Below are 16,832 nucleotides of genomic sequence, written 5' to 3'. Positions count from 1 at the left end.
GTCCGGTCGCCCTGCACCCTTTTCGATTGGCAGGTCGACCCCTGAGTTCCCTCACCATCCCGGCGACGAACGGAAAACCCACTCCCGTTCCTCCGTCGGCGCCCACGAATTCCCGGAAGACCTCCGGCGGAGGATTCTGGCGCTATCTCGTCGTACGATTCCTCCTCATCATTCCGACCGTCTTCATTCTCGTGACCCTCGTCTTCGTCCTGATGAGGACGACGGGTGACCCCATCACGGCGGCCCTCGGTGACCGCCTCACGGCCGATCAGCTCGCCGAACGCGTCGCCGCCGCCGGATACGACCGGCCCATCTTTGTGCAGTACCTCGAATACCTCGGCCAGATCTTCACCGGAAACTTCGGCACGACGCTGAGCGATAACCGGCCGGTTCTCGAGGTCCTCCTCACCTACGGTGCAGCCACGCTCGAGCTCGCGTTCTACGCACTCATCGTCGCGTTCATCGTCGGCATCCCGCTCGGCATGGTCGCCGCGTACTTCAGGGACAAGACTCCGGATGCCATCCTGCGGGTTCTTGCGATCCTCGCTTACGCGACCCCCGTGTTCTTCGCGGGAATGCTCCTCAAACTGATCTTCTCGGTCTGGCTGAAGGTGCTCCCGGTCTCGGGCAGGGGAACAACGAACACCGAACTCGAGATGCAGCTCCTCGAGGGCAAAACGGGAATCTACCTGTGGGACGCGCTTCGCATCGGAGACCCGGGCATCATCGGAGATGTGCTCGCACACGCCGTGCTCCCCGGGTTGACCCTCGGACTCCTCACCGCGGGAATCTTCCTTCGGCTCGTGCGAACCAACGTCATCGGAACGCTGTCGACCGACTACGTCGACGCCGGCCGGTCCCGCGGAGTCAGCGAGTATCGCCTGGTGACCAAGCACGCCTACCGCCCGGCCCTCATCCCGATCATCACCGTCATCGGCCTGCAGATCGCCCTTCTGCTCGGCGGCGCGGTCCTCACCGAGACCACGTTCGAGTGGAAAGGCCTCGGCTTCCAGCTCAGCGAATACCTGCAGGCCCGCGACTTCGTGGCCGTGCAGGGGATCGTCGTGCTGCTCGCCGTCATCGTGGCACTGACCAACTTCATCGTCGACGTGATCGCGGCACTCATCGACCCGCGAGTGAGGTACTGATATGGTTACCGAAACACCCTCGTTCAGGCACAGCCGCTGGCGCCGCCTGCCCGTCGTGCACCAACTCTCCCAGAGCGTTGGAATTCAGCGAGGGATGCTTGTTGCCGGCCTCGTCCTGACGGCGATCTTCGTGCTGACAGCGATTTTCGCGCCCATCCTGGCGCCGTACGGCTACAACCAGCTGCGCGACGACGCCGGCGCGTTCGGGGCCCAGCGCCCACCGAGCGCTGAGCACCTTCTTGGCACAACGGTGGGCGGGTACGACGTTCTCTCCCGCGTCATCTGGGGCGCGCAGACCGGGCTCAGCGTTGTGGTCGTCGCCGTTCTGCTGTCGATCTTCGCGGGAGTGGCCCTCGGGCTGGTCTCCGGCTACTTCGGCGGCTGGCTCGACCGCGTTCTCGTTGTCGTCTGCGATGCGATCTACGCCTTCCCGACGCTGCTGCTCGCGATCGTCATGTCGATCGCGATCTCCGGCGGACAGTCGAGCCTGTGGGGTGGAATCTTCGCCGCCGCGATCTCGATCACCGTCGTCTTCATTCCGCAGTACTTCCGTGTCATCCGCGCCGAGACAGTCCGGATCAAGAGCGAGGCGTACGTGGAGAGCGCCAAGGTCGTCGGTACCGGCAACGTGCGCATCATGTTCAGGCACGTACTCAGAAACGCCACCCGCACGCTCCCGCTGATCTTCACGCTCAACGCCTCAGAGGCCATCCTGACCCTGGCGGGGCTCGGGTTCCTCGGCTTCGGCATCGAGCCGACGTCGGCGAGCGAATGGGGTTTCGACCTTAACAAGGCGCTCTCTGACGTGTCGAGTGGCATCTGGTGGACCTCGGTGCCACCCGGGCTCGCCATCGTGCTGACCGTTCTCGGTGTGACCCTCGTCGGCGAAAGCCTCAACGACCTCGCAGACCCGAGGCTTCGCGGCCGCAGGGCGGTCAGCGCCGCTTCAGGTACCGTCGCCGAGACGTCAGTGGTCCCCGGTGGAACGCTCACAGCCGGGCCGGGCGGACTCGCCGGGCTCGAGAACGAAGGACGATCATGACCGACGTACTGCAGATCAGGAACCTCGACGTCTCATTTGCGACGGATGCCGGTGCGGTCAAGGCCGTCGACAATGTCAGCCTCAGCGTCGGTCCTCGTGAGGTCGTCGCGATAGTGGGGGAGTCTGGCAGTGGCAAGACCGTAACCGCGAAGACGATTCTCGGGCTCCTGCCCGAGACGGCGACGCGGGCGGGCGCCGTCATCCTGAGGCACAAAGACGGAACGGGGGAGAACGACGTTGTCTCCGTGTCGAAGGACCAGCTGCGTCGCATCCGCGGCAGTGACGTCTCCATGGTCTTCCAGGAGCCATCAACGGCCCTCAACCCCGTGTACACCGTCGGCTGGCAGATTGCGGAGGGCCTCCGCGCCCACGATCCAAAACTCAGCCGGAAGGTCGCCAGGGCCCGCGCCATCGAAATCCTGACAAAGGTCGGGATCCCCGATCCCGAAACCCGGGTGGACTACTACCCGCACCAGTTCTCCGGTGGGCAGAAGCAGCGCGTTGTCATCGCCATGGCGCTCGTTCTCAACCCGGGGCTCATCGTGGCCGACGAGCCGACGACGGCGCTCGACGTGACCGTCCAGGCCGAGATCCTCGATCTGCTTCGGCGTTGCCGGGACGAGTTCGGCTCGAGCATCGTTCTCATCACACACAACATGGGTGTCGTGGCAGACCTGGCCGACCGGGTTGTCGTCATGTATCAGGGCGCGGTGGTCGAAGAGGCCGACGTGCACAGTCTCTTCACCAACCCGCAGAACGAGTACACCAAAAAGCTCCTGGGCGCTGTACCGCGAATCGGTCAGAGAATCGAGGCTGCCGAGCGCAAAGCGCCGATCAACCGCGACGCACCCCCCGTGGTTGCCGCAGACAACCTGCGGATCGAATACCCGGGTCGCCTCGGACAACCGGGTTTCCTCGCCGTCGACGGTGTCAGTTTCACCATCGCGCCGGGCGAGGTTCTCGGTCTCGTGGGGGAGTCGGGGTCTGGCAAGACCACGATCGGCCGTGCCATCGCCGGACTCACGAAAGTGACGGGCGGATCGCTCCGCGTGCTCGACTCCGAAATGAACGGGATGAAGGAGCGGTCGTTCCGGAAGAAGCGAAGTTCGATCGGCTTCGTCTTCCAGGATCCAGCCTCGAGTTTCAACCCGCTGCTGACCATCACCGAGTGCGTTGCAGAGCCACTGAGGGTGCACCGCAAGGACCTCGATTTCCGCGCCGTGACGCAGAGGGTCGGCGAGCTGCTCGAGGCCGTTCAACTTCCGAAGTCGTACGGCGAGCGATACCCGCACGAATTGAGCGGAGGACAGCGACAGCGTGCAAGCCTGGCGAGGGCACTCGCGCTTGACCCGAAACTGCTGATCGCTGATGAACCGACGAGCGCGCTCGACGTCTCGGTGCAGGCACGGGTGCTCGAACTCTTCGCAGAGCTCCAGGCCGAGCTCGGCTTCGCCGCGCTGTTCATCAGCCACGACCTCGCCGTCGTCGATATCCTCGCCGACCGGATCGCTGTCCTGTACCACGGCAGGCTCGTCGAAGAGGGGACGGGCGCAGAGGTGCTCGGCGCGCCTCGGGAGGCATACACCCAGAGGCTGCTCGCTTCTCTGCCGGTGCCGGATCCTGTCGCCCAGGCCGAGCGTCGCCGCGTCCTGGCGACGCTGACACAGACCTCGCCGGTGTAGGCCGCACCATGAGCGGCGATGTCGACCCCGACCGGTTCGGTTCTTCCCGGATCGTCGGGGTCGACATCGCGCGAGGGCTGGCGATCATCGGCATGTTCGTCGCCCACACCATGCCAAACCCCGGCGACAGGGAACTGCTTGTCGACGGCCGGTCCTCGATCCTGTTCGCCACCCTGGCCGGGGTGTCACTCGGCATCTTGTCCGGGCAGGACTCTCCGAAGCCGCGAGGATCACGGTCGGGCGTCTACCGCCGGATCGTGATCAGGGCACTCTCCATTTTTCTGCTCGGGGTGGTGCTCACCTCGCTCGGCAGTGAGATCGCGATCATTCTCGACTACTACGCGATCATGTTCCTCGTCGCCCTGCCTGTGTTGTTCCTGCCCCGGATCTGGCTGGGCGTGCTCCTCCTGATCTTCGCCTTCGCCGCGCCCCTTCTCGCCTCCATCGTCACCGATGATGTGAGCAGATCGCCGTCGATCTCCGAGATTCTCCGTGAGTACTTCCTCACCGGTTTCTACCCGGTGCTGATCTGGCTTCCCTTCGTCTTTGCCGGGTTGATCGCCGCTCGGTCGGGGCTTGCCCGGCCCCGCACCCAGGCCATCATGATCGGCTGCGGGAGCGGGGCAGCGCTGGCGGGCTACGGTGCTGCCGCTGTCCTGCAGGGGGTGACGGCGGCGGCCCACTCGGGTACGACCGCGGAAGTGTTCGGCTCCGGGGGCGTCGCTCTCGCGATTATCGGAATTCTGGTTGCCGCAACCACGACCGCGCCTGCGGCCGCTCGTCGCGTCGTGCGAACGGTGTTCGCTCCCGTCGGGGCCGCTGGAGCGATGGCGCTGAGCGTGTATACGGTTCAAATCCTGATCCTCGCGATCGCCGTGCAGGTTCGGGACAGCTCGGGGCTCGTCGACTACCCGGGCTGGCCTCTCCTCGGCGGTCTCGTGATCGGTTCCCTCATTGGCTCGTGGCTGTGGCAGCGGTACCTCGGCAAGGGTCCGCTTGAGCGAGCGATCGCCCTCGCCTCCGGCTCGGGTTGAGAGCGGAGATCACCGATCCTCGCCAAGCTCCGCGGCGCGGATGGCCCTCACCGCGAGCACCAGGGCGAGGTGGGAGAACGCCTGTGGCGTGTTACCGGCCTGCCTGCCGCGTCCGACGTCATATTGCTCTGACATCAGGCCGACGTCGTTGGCGAAGCGGACGAGGCGGTCCATCAGCGCCCTGGCCTCTGCGAGCCGTCCGCTCGCCGCGTACTGCGAGACGAGCCAGAATGAGCAGGCGAGAAACGGATGCTCGTCGCCGGGCAGCCCGTCAACGCCCGCCTCTGTCCGATAGCGGCGCAGTAACCCGTCACGCAGAAGATCGGTCTCGATGGCCGCGACGGTTCCGAGCATCCGTGGATCGCGGGGATGGCAATACCCGACATCGACAAGTTGCAGCAACGATGCGTCGACCTCGGTCGTTCCGTAGAACTGGGTGTAGCTGTTGCGTTCCGGGTCGAAGCCCTCTGTCTCGATTTCTTCGCGGATGAGAGCGCGCAGCTCGATCCACCTGTCCACCGGGCCGTCGAGACCGAACTCGGTGACCGCGCGAATCGCCCGGTCAAAGGCCGCCCACATCATTACGCGTGAGTGGGTGAATCGCTGGGGCGCGCCACGGATTTCCCAGATGCCCTGGTCAGCCGCCTGCCAGTGAGTCTCCATGTAGCTCACCAGTGCGCGCTGGAGCGCCCAGGAGTATGACGTCTCCTCCACCCCGGCGACACGCGCGTCGTGCAGGGCGATCATGACCTCGCCGATGACGTCTGACTGAAGCTGCAGGGCTGCTGCGTTACCGATGCGAACGGGCCGGGATCCCAGATATCCGGGCAGTGCGGTGAGCTCGCGCTCGGCCAGGTCACGTTCACCGCTGAGCCCATACATGATCTGGACATCTTTCGGGTCACCGGCGATTGCCCGCAACAGCCAGAGCCGCCAGCGGTCGACCCCCTCGATGGCCCCGCAGGAGAGGAGAGCTGTCACGGTGAGGGAGGCGTCACGGAGCCAGACGTACCGGTAATCCCAGTTGCGGCTGCCGCCGAAGTTTTCGGGAAGCGACGTGGTTGCCGCAGCGACGATTCCGCCCGTCTCCTCGTGGGTCAGCGCCCTGAGGATCAACAGCGACCTGGCCGTTTCGTCAGCGTATGGACCGCGCTGTTCGAGAGTCGAAGACCACTCACGCCACCAATCGTGAGTTCGCGCCAGATTCTCGTCGACATCGATTGGCGCCGGTGGTTCACGGTGTGACGGATACCACGTCATTGTGATGTCGACGATCTCGCCGGGACTCACGGTGAACCTGTTCGCGTGTTCCCTGTCGGACGCGAACAGCTCCGGGCCGCGCACGACGACGGCGTCGGGGCCGGCGACAGCGAGAAGCGCGGTTCCGTTGTCGTCCCTGACCTTGCGGACCCAGGGCATCGCCGTTGCGTAACCGAAACGGAACCGTACCTCCTGGGCGAACTCGACCCGTCCGGAAACTCCGCGCACCCGGCGAATGAGATCGGCGCGATGGTCGGCTCTCGGCATGACGTCTGTCACTTCGGCTACCCCGTCTGGGGAGGTCCAGGTGGTCAGGAGGGTGAATGACTCTCCGTCGTAACGCCGACGGGACGTCGCCGTCGCAGCCGTTGGCGCCAGTTTCCACCGACCGTGATCCTCGGTACCGAGGAGCGCAGCGAACATCGACGGAGAGTCATAACGTGGCATACACAGCCAGTCGATGCTTCCGTCACGACCGACGAGCGCCGCCGTGTAGCAGTCACTGATCAGTGCGTAGTCTTCGATGCGGGATGCCACTGGCTCAGTCTGGCACCGTCACTTCGCCTCGTCACCACCTGGTTTCGCGCCCGCGAGGCACCGCGTGGCTGACAATGACTAGAGTCGCGAGATCTCGCGCTCCCCGGCGGCCCGGGACAGAGCGTCAGGGGCGACATAGGCGTCGGTCAGTCGGTGTTCCGACTGCGCGCTCCCGGCTGGATCGACTCCGGTGGCAGCACCGGGGGCGCCGTGCCCCAGCGGAGGCGTGTACTTCGACATCCTGTCGATCGCGGCGAGGGCAAGGGCTGAAACGATGAACACCATGTGGATGACGACCTGCCAGAAGACGCCGAGGGAGGTGTACGCCTCGTCCGTGACCTCCTGGCCGCTTCCGGCATCCGTCATGTTGCCCACTTCGATGAACGTCTTGAGCAGGTGGATCGACGAGATCCCGATGATGGCCATCGCGAGCTTGACCTTGAGCACGTTGGCGTTGACGTGCGAAAGCCACTCGGGCTGGTCGGGGTGCCCATTGAGGTTGATCTTCGACACGAAGGTCTCGTAGCCACCGATGATGACCATGATGAGGAGGTTCGCGATCATCACGACGTCGATCAGACCGAGAACGGCGAGCATGACGCTCGCTTCCGTCACATCCGCGGAGTGGTTGATCACGTCGTCGCCGAGGTGCCACAACTCCTGGACGAAGACCCACACGTAGATCATCTGGGCGGCGATGAGCCCCAGATACAGCGGGGCCTGCAGCCACCGGCTGAAGAAGATCATGTAACCGATGCTCGAGACAGCGAGGCTGCGGCCGGCGGGGGGAGGGACGGAAGACATGGGGCTCCTGGGCAGAGGGCGGAAGGGGGCGCTCGAGGGATACGCGGGATAAATCCTAGAGCGGGAAAGCTGCGAGTTCCCGGCGGAGAGCGGCTGACGCGCGAAGTCGACTAAAGTGGACACCGCGAAGGGGAGTATCCCTCTGCACGGCATCCGTCATCACGGGTCACATCGTTGAGACCCCGGGCGCCGTGGCACGGCCTGTTGTGGCCGATGCGGGAGAGACTTTCGGGCGTTTCTCGTACCCACCCCCGTCACACCCTCCACCGAAAGGTCCCGGATGCACCCGGTATTGCCCCTCTGGTTTGAAATCGGCTCATACGTCGTACTCGGCCTCATCCTGATCGCTGACCTCGCCCTGGTGGTGAAACGTCCACACATTCCGTCGATGAAGGAATCGACCCTGTGGGTCGTCTTCTACGTCACACTCGCGCTCGTCTTCGCCGGCCTGATGTTCCTCATCTCCGGCGGCGAGTTCGCCGGGCAGTTCCTCGCGGGCTGGCTCACCGAATACAGCCTGTCGATCGACAATCTCTTCGTCTTCGTCATCATCATGGCGAGGTTCTCGGTGCCCAAGCGGCTCCAGCAGGAAGTCCTCATGGTGGGCATCATCATCGCCCTCATCTTCCGCGGAGTCTTCATCCTCCTCGGTGCGCAGCTCATCGAGAGCTTCAGCTGGGTGTTCTACCTCTTCGGCGCCTTCCTGCTCTACACCGCGTGGAAGCAGGCGTTCGGCCACAACGACGACGCTGAGGATGGCGAAACCGCCCTCATCACCTACATGAAGCGCCACATCAGCGTTTCGCCCGACTTCCACGACTCCAAGCTCCGCACGGTCATCGACGGCAAGAAGGTGTGGACGCCGATGCTCATCGTCTTCATCGCCATCGGAACCACCGACGTGATGTTCGCGCTCGACTCGATCCCCGCAATCTTCGGAATCACGCAGAGCCCGTTCATCGTGTTCACCGCGAACATCTTCGCTCTGATGGGACTCCGCCAGCTGTACTTCATGCTCGGCGGCCTGCTCGAGCGCCTGCACTACCTCAAGTACGGCATCGCGTTCATCCTCGCGTTCATCGGAGTGAAGCTCGTGCTCCACGCCATGCACGAGAACGAACTTCCGTTCATCAACGGTGGACAGCACATCGAGTGGGCACCGGAGATCAACACCTGGACATCGCTCGGCGTGATCGTCGTATCGATGGCTGTCGCCACGATCGCGAGCCTCATCAAGTCGGGCCGCGACGCGCGACGCGCTGAGCCGAAGGAATCAGTTCCCAGCGAGTGATATTCTGAGCGCGTGCTGTTCGGGATGCTTCTTAGCTGCCGCGACGGGGCCTAGTCACCAGGCTGCCCCGTCGCGGGGTTCGTCGTTGCCTGAACCATCACTCTTCGCAAGGAATGCAGCATGCAGCAGACAACAGAGTCCACAGCACCGACGCCGTCCACAGGCACCGGGCACCCGAAGCACGCGGCGCCAGCGGCGCCGCCGCGAACGCTCGCCGAGAAGGTCTGGGATGACCATCTGGTTGCCAAGGGCGAAGACGGCAATCCCGACCTGATCTACATCGACCTGCACCTCGTGCACGAGGTCACCAGCCCACAGGCCTTCGACGGTCTCCGGCTGGCCGGTCGACCGGTACGGCGTCCCGACCTCACCATCGCCACCGAGGACCACAACACGCCGACGATCGGCATCGACAAGCCCATTGCCGACCTGACCAGCCGGACCCAGATCGAGACGCTGCGCAAGAACGCCGCGGAATTCGGCATCCGCCTGCATTCGCTCGGCGATATCGAGCAGGGGATCGTGCACGTCGTCGGTCCGCAGCTTGGCCTCACGATGCCCGGCATCACCGTGGTCTGCGGTGACTCGCACACCTCGACCCACGGCGCATTCGGAGCCATGGCGTTCGGCATCGGCACGAGCGAGGTCGAGCACGTCATGGCGACGCAGACCCTCCCGCTCAAACCGTTCAAGACCATGGCGATCAACGTCGATGGAACACTGCGACCCGGCGTGACCGCGAAGGACATCATCCTCGCGGTCATCGCGAAGATCGGGACGGGCGGCGGGCAGGGTTACGTGCTCGAGTACCGCGGTTCGGCCATCCGCGCGCTCTCCATGGAGGGCCGGATGACGATCTGCAATATGTCGATCGAAGCAGGCGCCCGCGCGGGCATGGTCGCTCCAGACGACACGACATACGAGTACCTCAAGGGAAGGCCGCACGCACCGAGCGGCGCGGACTGGGACGAGGCCGTCGCCTACTGGAACACCCTTTCGACCGATGAGGGCGCCACCTTCGACGCCGAGGTCTTCCTCGACGCCAACACTCTCGATCCCTTCGTCACCTGGGGTACCAACCCGGGGCAGGGCGTCTCGCTGAGCGACGCTGTGCCTCACCCGGAAGCCATCGTCGACCCCAACGAGCGCGCAGCCGCCGAGCGGGCGCTCGAGTACATGGACCTCGTCGCGGGCACCCCGATGAAGGAGATTCCCGTCGACGCCGTGTTCATGGGTTCGTGCACGAACAGCCGGATCGAAGACCTCCGCGCCTTCGCGTCGGTGATCGCCGGCAAGAAGAAGGCTGACGGAGTCCGTGTGATGGTCGTGCCCGGATCGGCCCGCGTGCGGATCGAAGCGGAAGCCGAGGGCCTCGACCAGGTGATCAAGGACTTCGGCGCCGAGTGGCGGTTCGCCGGCTGCTCGATGTGCCTCGGCATGAACCCTGACCAGCTCGCGCCGGGTGAGCGTTGTGCGTCTACGAGTAACCGCAACTTCGAGGGCCGCCAGGGCAAGGGTGGGCGTACCCACCTCGTGTCGCCGCTCGTGGCAGCAGCGACAGCCATCCGTGGCACACTGTCGAGTCCCGCAGACCTCGAAGGAGCGAACTGACAATGGACAAGTTCACCACGGTCACCGGTATCGCAGCGCCGCTGATGCGCTCGAATGTCGACACCGACCAGATCATCCCCGCCGTCTACCTCAAGCGCGTCACCAAGACCGGCTTCGAGGACGCACTCTTCGCCGGCTGGCGCCAGGACGAGAACTTCGTTCTCAACCGCCCGGAGTTCCAGGGAGCGACGGTTCTCGTTGCCGGCCCGGACTTCGGGACGGGCTCCTCGCGCGAGCACGCTGTGTGGGCGTTGCGCGACTTCGGCTTCAAGGTCATCCTCAGCCCCCGCTTCGGCGACATCTTCCGTGGGAACTCCGGCAAACAGGGACTCCTGGCCGCAGAGATCTCCGAAGACGACACGAAAAAAATCTGGGCTGAAATCGATCGACAGCCGGGAATAGAAATTACAGTCGATCTGGTTGCGAAAGAAGTCGCTATCGGTGACCTCACGGTTTCATTTGAGATCGATGATTACACTAGGTGGCGATTGATTGAAGGCCTGGACGACATAGGCCTGACCCTGCGTGACGAGGCGCGGATCACTGAATTTGAGGCTGCCAGGGAATCCTGGCGCCCCAAGACCCTTCCCATTAAGTAATCAGGCTGCGCAGGTAAAACATTTGACTTCACTTCTTCAGGACGCATCACGGGCAGGAGCCAGCGTGGGGCTCGCAGGTGACAAAATCACCATCCACGGTGGACGCCCGCTCAACGGACGAATCGAGCTGAAGGGGGCGAAGAACCTGGTCACCAAGGCCATGGTTGCCGCCATCCTCGGTGAGACGCCGAGCGTACTCCGCGATGTGCCGGACATCAGCGATGTCCGAGTGGTTCGTGGCTTGCTCGACGTCCACGGCGTCAAGGTCACAAGCGACGAGGACGGCGTACTCACCCTCGACCCCTCGAACGTTGAGAGCGCCCACATGGCGGACATCGACGCTCACGCGGGATCAAGCCGTATTCCGATCCTGTTCTGCGGCCCGCTGCTGCACCGTCTCGGCGAAGCGTTCATTCCCGACCTCGGTGGCTGCCGCATCGGCGACCGCCCGATCGACTACCACCTGGAAGTTCTTCGCCAGTTCGGTGCCGTCGTGGAGAAGCAGCCCAGTGGCATCCGGATGAGTGCACCGAACGGCCTCAAGGGCACCAAGGTTCACCTGCCGTACCCGAGCGTTGGCGCGACCGAACAGGTCCTGCTGACCGCCGTTCGCGCAGAGGGCATCACTGAGCTGCGTGGCGCGGCGATCGAGCCCGAGATCATGGACCTCATCAACATCCTGCAGAAGATGGGTGCGATCATCGCTGTCGACACCGACCGCGTCATCCGCATCGAGGGCGTCGAACGGCTCGAGGGCTACAGCCACACAGCCCTCTTTGACCGTAACGAGGCTGCAAGCTGGGCAGCGGCGGCACTCGCGACAGAGGGAGACATCTTCGTCGGTGGAGCGCGCCAGGCCGAGATGCTCACCTTCCTCAACGTGTACCGCAAGGTCGGCGGCAAGTTCGACATCCACGATGACGGCATCCGTTTCTACCACCCCGGCACCGAACTCAACCCGGTGATCATCGAGACCGACGTCCACCCCGGCTTCATGACCGACTGGCAGCAGCCACTCGTCGTCGCGCTGACCAAGGCGAAGGGCGTCTCCATCGTGCACGAGACCGTGTACGAGCAGCGCTTCGGCTTCGTTGACGCGCTCGTCGAGATGGGCGCGACAATCCAGGTTCACAAGGAATGCCTCGGCGGACAGGCGTGCCGCTTCGGGCAGCGTAACTTCAACCACTCCGCTGTGATCTCCGGACCGACCAAGCTGCACGGGGCAGACATCGTTGTTCCCGACCTTCGTGGCGGGTTCTCACACCTCATCGCCGCGCTGAGCGCCGAAGGAACCTCGACGGTGTCGAACGTCGGCATCATCAGCAGGGGCTACGAGAAGTTCATCACCAAGCTCGAGCAACTGGGAGCCGACTTCGTTCTCGAAGGATAATGGGGCGGTGACCTCACCGAAACCAGCGCGCCTCAGGGCGAGCCCGGAAAAAACCCGACCGTCCATCTACTGGCTCCTGGCGTCGATTGCTTTACCGCCGGCGAGCCTGATGATGCGGCTCAACATCTCCGGCGGTGAGAAGCTGCCTCGGAGCGGACCGTTCGTCCTCGCGCCGAACCACTTCAGCGAGATCGATCCGATCGTGGTCGGCATGGCCGTGTGGAAGCTCGGCCGTGCGCCGCGGTTCATGGCAAAGGCCGGCTTGTTCAGCGTGCCGGTGATCGGGTACCTGCTCACCAAGTCGGGCCAGGTTCCTGTGCAACGGACCGGTTCGGTCCGGGGCCAGGACCCGGTCGCGGCCGGCGGGGAGCTCGTCGCCAAGGGCAGGGGGGTCGTTGTCTACCCGGAAGGGTCGCTCACCCGCGACCCCGACCTGTGGCCGATGCGCGGCAAGACCGGTGCGGTCAGAATTGCGCTCACCCACGGCATTCCGATCACGCCGATGGCGCACTGGGGCACCGACAAGGTCATGGCGAGGTACTCGCGCAAGATAAGCTTTTTCCCGCCCAAGCGCATCGACGTCATCGTCGGCGACCCGGTCGACCTGTCGCGGTTCGCCGACCGCCCGCTCGACGCCGCGACACTCACCGAGGCGACCGCCGTCGTGATGGAAGCGATCACGGCGTTGCTCGTCGAGATCCGCGGTGAGACGCCGCCGGATGAGCCGTGGGACCCGAGTAAGCACAACCAGAAAGACACAGGCCGATTTTGAGCCGTAAGACAACCGCGCGCGTTGCCGTGCTCGGAACGGGCAGCTGGGGAACAACGTTCGGCAAGATTCTCGCGGATGGCGGCTCCCACGTCACCATGTGGGCACGCCGGCCGGAACTCGCCGCAGAGATCTCCCGCAGCCACCGCAACAGCGACTATCTCCCCGGCGTCGTGCTGCCCGCCAACCTCACGGCAACAGCGAACCTCCAGGATGCGCTCAAGGGCGCACAGCAGGTCTTCATCGCCGTTCCCAGCCAGTCGCTCCGCGAGAATCTGGCAGCGATCCGCCCCCACATCGAACCGACGACGATCGTCGTGTCTCTCATGAAGGGCGTCGAACGCGGAACAGGGCTTCGCATGAGCGAGGTCATCGCCGAGGGCCTCGGCATCGACCCGTCGAGAATCGCTGTCGCCTCTGGCCCGAACCTCGCGCTCGAGATCGCCAGGGAACAGCCGACCGCAGCGGTGATCTCCTCGCAGAGCCTCGAGACCGCGCAGGCCGTCGCGCTCCTCGCCCGCAACAAGTACTTCCGGACGTTCGTGAACACGGATGTCATCGGCACTGAGTTCGGCGGTGTGCTGAAGAACCTCATCGCCGTTGCCATCGGCATCGTCGACGGCGTCGGTTACGGCGAAAACACGAAGGCATCGATCATCACCCGCGGACTCGTTGAGATGACCGACTTCGCCGTCGCTCAGGGTGCAAAGGCCGAGACGCTGTCCGGCCTCGCAGGGCTCGGCGACCTCATCGCTACCTGCCAGTCGCCGCTCTCGCGCAACAACACAGCGGGCCGGCTGCTCGGCCAGGGCTACAGTTTTCCCGCGGTGGTCAAGCAAATGCAGCAGACCGCTGAGGGCCTCGCGAGCGTCGCCCCTGTTCTCGAACTCGCGCGATCGATCGGCGTCGAAATGCCGATCGTCGAGCAGGTCAAGCAGGTGCTCGACGGTACCCTCGACCCCAAAGACATTGCACCTCACCTCACGACAGACAGCGACGAGCCCCAGGGCGAAAGGACAAATGATGACGCAGAAGCGCCTGGTGGTGGTGTTGTTTGGAGGTCGGTCAAGCGAGCATTCGATCAGTTGCGCTACGGCGGGCGGAGTGCTGCGGGCAATTGATCGCTCGCTGTTCGACATCGTTCCCGTCGGGATCACCCGCGATGGTGTCTTCGTTCTCGAACAGGACGACCCGGACAGGTTCGCGCTCGACAAGTCTCGCCTGCCCGAGGTCGTCGACAACGGCACTCGTGTGCGCTGGCCTGACAGTGCGACCAGCCGCGAGCTGACCGTCACCGCCGACGGCGTCACCACGTCGCTCGGCAACGTCGATATGGTCTTTCCCATCCTGCACGGGCCGTTCGGTGAAGACGGGACGCTCCAGGGCATGCTCGAACTCATCGACATGCCGTACGTCGGCAGTGGAGTGCTCGCGTCTGCCCTCGGGATGGACAAGCACTTCACCAAGACTGTGCTCGAGCACGCGGGCATCACCGTCGCGCCGTGGCGGACCGTCTCGCAGCGCGACTACCACGTCGACGACTCGGCAGCATTCGAGGGGCTCAACACCCTCGGTGCACCCGTGTTCGTCAAACCGGCGAGGGCAGGCTCGAGTGTCGGTGTGAGCAAGGTCACCTCGCCGGAACAGCTCGACAGTGCCATGCGCACCGCGTTCGCGGAGGACGACAAGGTACTCATCGAGAAGGGCATGCCTGGGCGCGAAGTTGAAATCGCCGTGCTCGGCGGCCGTCCGGGCGAGCCAGCGCGGGCATCCGTCGCCGGTGAGATCATGATCACCGGTCGGGACTTCTACGACTTCGACGCGAAGTATCTCGACGCCCCGGGAATCGAACTCGTCTGCCCGGCAGACATCGACGCGGACACGCTCGCGGCGCTGCAGTCGATCGCACTCCGTGCGTTCGACGCCATCGGCGCCGAGGGACTCGCGCGCGTCGACTTCTTCCTCACCGAAGACGGCATCGTCGTCAATGAGGTCAACACGATGCCGGGATTCACGCCCATCTCGATGTTCCCGAGCTGCTGGATCGCGAGCGGCCTCAGCTACGCGGACCTCATCACCGAGCTCATCGACGTGGCCCACGCGCGCCGCGCAGGGGCGCTCTACAGCTAGTCGAGGACGTCTTCGGGGCCGACACAGGCCGTCGTCGCCGGGAGCGCCGACACGGCGCTCCCGAGGTCGATGAGCGCCGTGGTTCCCGAGACGCCGCCGGTTGCAGCATCCGCGTTGATGATGACCTCGACGGCGGGCTCACGCCCGTAGGTGGTGTAACGGTAGGTGTCGTTCGCCGCCTCGCTCTCGTCGGCGATCCAGTCGATGCCGTTGAGGGCGATGCAGGGATCGGTCGTCGGGCCGGGAACAGCGACTCCGCAGCGAAGGATGACAGCGGCCGGTGATCCCCACGCGGCCGTCGACTGGGCGTTCGTCTCGCGCTTCGGTTTGTCGGCAACCGTGTCTGGAAGCCGGACGATCACGTCGGCGCACGCCGGGTTGTTGGCGTCTTCCGCCGGTTCGAGGGTCACGGCAGACGAGCAACCGGTGAGCCCGATGAGCGCGGCGAGGAGTACGCCGCCGGCGAGGGAACGGAGGGGGAGAGCGCGAGGAGACATCAGGTTCAGGCTACCGTTGAACGCATGACGCAGCCTGACAACTCCCACCCGGATGCCGGGTCAGACACGGTCGGCAGCGTGCACGAGCTTGCCGTACTGTCACGCATCTTCCCGCTTCTGCCTGCGGCCACAGCGGCAACGGTCGGCCCAGGCGATGACGCAGCGGTGATGGCGGCGCCGGACGGCAGGTTCGTCGTGACCACTGACATGATGGTGCACGGACCCGATTTCCGCTTCGCCTGGTCGACCGGGCACGACCTCGGCTGGAAGGCAGCGGCATCAAACCTCGCCGATGTTGCCGCAATGGGTGCACGGCCGACGGGACTCGTCGTGGCCATCGCCGCGACCCGCGACACCCCGGTAACGCTGCTCGAGGACATCGCGAGAGGGCTTCGGGATGCCTGCGCTGAACTCGCGCCTGGCTGTGGCGTCGTTGGCGGTGACCTCTCGGTGTCAGACACCTTCACCCTCGCCATCACGGCATTCGGCGACCTCGAGGGGCGTGCGCCGGTTCTGCGCTCGGGAGCGCGACCCGGCGATACCCTCGCGCTGTGCGGCGATGCCGGCGTCTCAGCGACCGGCCTGAAACTGCTCTTCTCGGATGCCGTGACGCACGACGGGAGGCCGGATCACGTGAGGGCTCAACGGCTGAGACAGGATCATCCCCGCGCCGTCGGGGCCCAGCTGGCACCGCGTCCGCCCATCGCGTCCGGCGTCGCCGCAGCACTCGCCGGCGCGACAGCGATGCTCGACGTGTCCGACGGCCTTGCCCTCGACGCGCGAAGGATTGCTTCAGCATCCGGTGTCGCAATCGCTCTGAACCGAGCCAGCCTGGGCGACGACCCGGACACGGCACTGCGTGGAGGCGAGGACCACGCCCTGCTCGCGACGTTCCCACCCGGCAGAGCGCTGCCGGAGGGCTTCCGTGTTATCGGCAGTGTGACCGATGGCGACGGTGTGACCGTCGACGGTGAACCGGTCGCCGGTGTGCTCGGCTGGGATCCATACGAGGGCTGGAACGGCGGCACGGGTTAGGGC

Annotated in this window: 15 protein-coding genes; 12 read left to right on the top strand and 3 right to left on the bottom strand. The window is 64.9% G+C overall.

The features are described from left to right. Window positions 1-56 precede the first annotated feature (56 nt). From C3E77_RS09190 to C3E77_RS09175, 4 genes are read left to right on the top strand one after another with little or no spacing between them, the layout of a single operon-like run. Window positions 57-1,148: an ABC transporter permease gene (locus C3E77_RS09190; protein WP_108393218.1), complete on the top strand. Its 1,092-nt coding sequence runs from the start codon at window positions 57-59 to the stop codon at window positions 1,146-1,148. 1 nt (window position 1,149) lies between these two features. After that, window positions 1,150-2,190, top strand: a complete 1,041-nt coding sequence (locus C3E77_RS09185; protein WP_108391361.1) for an ABC transporter permease — start codon at window positions 1,150-1,152, stop codon at window positions 2,188-2,190. Next, window positions 2,187-3,872, top strand: coding sequence for an ABC transporter ATP-binding protein (locus tag C3E77_RS09180; RefSeq protein ID WP_108391360.1), 1,686 nt, complete (start codon window positions 2,187-2,189; stop codon window positions 3,870-3,872). Before C3E77_RS09185 ends, C3E77_RS09180 begins: the two co-directional genes overlap by 4 nt. An 8-nt stretch (window positions 3,873-3,880) precedes the next feature. Then, entirely contained in the window at window positions 3,881-4,906 is a 1,026-nt protein-coding gene (locus C3E77_RS09175) for a heparan-alpha-glucosaminide N-acetyltransferase domain-containing protein (protein ID WP_108391359.1), read from the top strand. A gap of 9 nt (window positions 4,907-4,915) precedes the next feature. Here the strand turns inward: C3E77_RS09175 and C3E77_RS09170 are convergent, their stop codons facing one another. Further along, a complete protein-coding gene (locus tag C3E77_RS09170) occupies window positions 4,916-6,703 on the bottom strand; it encodes a glycoside hydrolase family 15 protein (protein WP_108391358.1) in 1,788 nt (595 codons plus the stop codon). Window positions 6,704-6,781: 78 nt separating this feature from the next. After that, entirely contained in the window at window positions 6,782-7,507 is a 726-nt protein-coding gene (locus tag C3E77_RS09165; RefSeq protein WP_108391357.1) for a TIGR00645 family protein, read from the bottom strand. A gap of 280 nt (window positions 7,508-7,787) precedes the next feature. On the opposite strand from C3E77_RS09165, the gene C3E77_RS09160 reads away from it, so the two are divergent. From C3E77_RS09160 to C3E77_RS09130, 7 genes are all read left to right on the top strand, one after another. Further along, window positions 7,788-8,798, top strand: coding sequence for a TerC family protein (locus tag C3E77_RS09160; RefSeq protein WP_108391356.1), 1,011 nt, complete (start codon window positions 7,788-7,790; stop codon window positions 8,796-8,798). 120 nt (window positions 8,799-8,918) lie between these two features. Beyond that, window positions 8,919-10,409: a 3-isopropylmalate dehydratase large subunit gene (gene leuC / locus C3E77_RS09155; protein WP_108391355.1), complete on the top strand. Its 1,491-nt coding sequence runs from the start codon at window positions 8,919-8,921 to the stop codon at window positions 10,407-10,409. A gap of 2 nt (window positions 10,410-10,411) precedes the next feature. Beyond that, on the top strand, window positions 10,412-11,008 hold the full coding sequence (gene leuD / locus C3E77_RS09150; RefSeq protein ID WP_108391354.1) for a 3-isopropylmalate dehydratase small subunit: 597 nt from the start codon (window positions 10,412-10,414) through the stop codon (window positions 11,006-11,008). A 64-nt stretch (window positions 11,009-11,072) separates the two neighbouring features. After that, the gene (gene murA / locus C3E77_RS09145) at window positions 11,073-12,398 is read left to right on the top strand and encodes a UDP-N-acetylglucosamine 1-carboxyvinyltransferase (protein WP_108391353.1); all 1,326 of its coding nucleotides are present in this window, start codon (window positions 11,073-11,075) and stop codon (window positions 12,396-12,398) included. Between the two features lie 7 nt (window positions 12,399-12,405). Next, window positions 12,406-13,170, top strand: a complete 765-nt coding sequence (locus tag C3E77_RS09140; RefSeq protein ID WP_232528811.1) for a lysophospholipid acyltransferase family protein — start codon at window positions 12,406-12,408, stop codon at window positions 13,168-13,170. Then, window positions 13,167-14,288, top strand: a complete 1,122-nt coding sequence (locus C3E77_RS09135; RefSeq protein ID WP_232528810.1) for an NAD(P)H-dependent glycerol-3-phosphate dehydrogenase — start codon at window positions 13,167-13,169, stop codon at window positions 14,286-14,288. The genes C3E77_RS09140 and C3E77_RS09135 overlap by 4 nt, the downstream gene beginning before the upstream one ends. Beyond that, window positions 14,191-15,297 carry a D-alanine--D-alanine ligase family protein gene (locus C3E77_RS09130; protein ID WP_108391352.1) on the top strand — a complete coding sequence of 369 codons (1,107 nt, stop codon included), beginning with the start codon at window positions 14,191-14,193 and terminating at the stop codon, window positions 15,295-15,297. Before C3E77_RS09135 ends, C3E77_RS09130 begins: the two co-directional genes overlap by 98 nt. On the opposite strand, the gene C3E77_RS09125 is transcribed toward C3E77_RS09130, so the two are convergent. Continuing rightward, entirely contained in the window at window positions 15,294-15,794 is a 501-nt protein-coding gene (locus C3E77_RS09125; protein WP_108391351.1) for a DUF3515 domain-containing protein, read from the bottom strand. The genes C3E77_RS09130 and C3E77_RS09125 overlap by 4 nt on opposite strands. A gap of 24 nt (window positions 15,795-15,818) precedes the next feature. Between C3E77_RS09125 and thiL the strand changes: the two genes are divergently transcribed. Continuing rightward, the gene (gene thiL, locus C3E77_RS09120) at window positions 15,819-16,829 is read left to right on the top strand and encodes a thiamine-phosphate kinase (protein WP_108391350.1); all 1,011 of its coding nucleotides are present in this window, start codon (window positions 15,819-15,821) and stop codon (window positions 16,827-16,829) included. The last annotated feature ends 3 nt before the right edge of the window (window positions 16,830-16,832 follow it).

It is taken from the genome of Mycetocola zhujimingii (genome assembly GCF_003065425.1).
GTDB lineage: Bacteria > Actinomycetota > Actinomycetes > Actinomycetales > Microbacteriaceae > Mycetocola_A > Mycetocola_A zhujimingii.
This window is presented reverse-complemented; position numbering and strand designations above follow the sequence as displayed.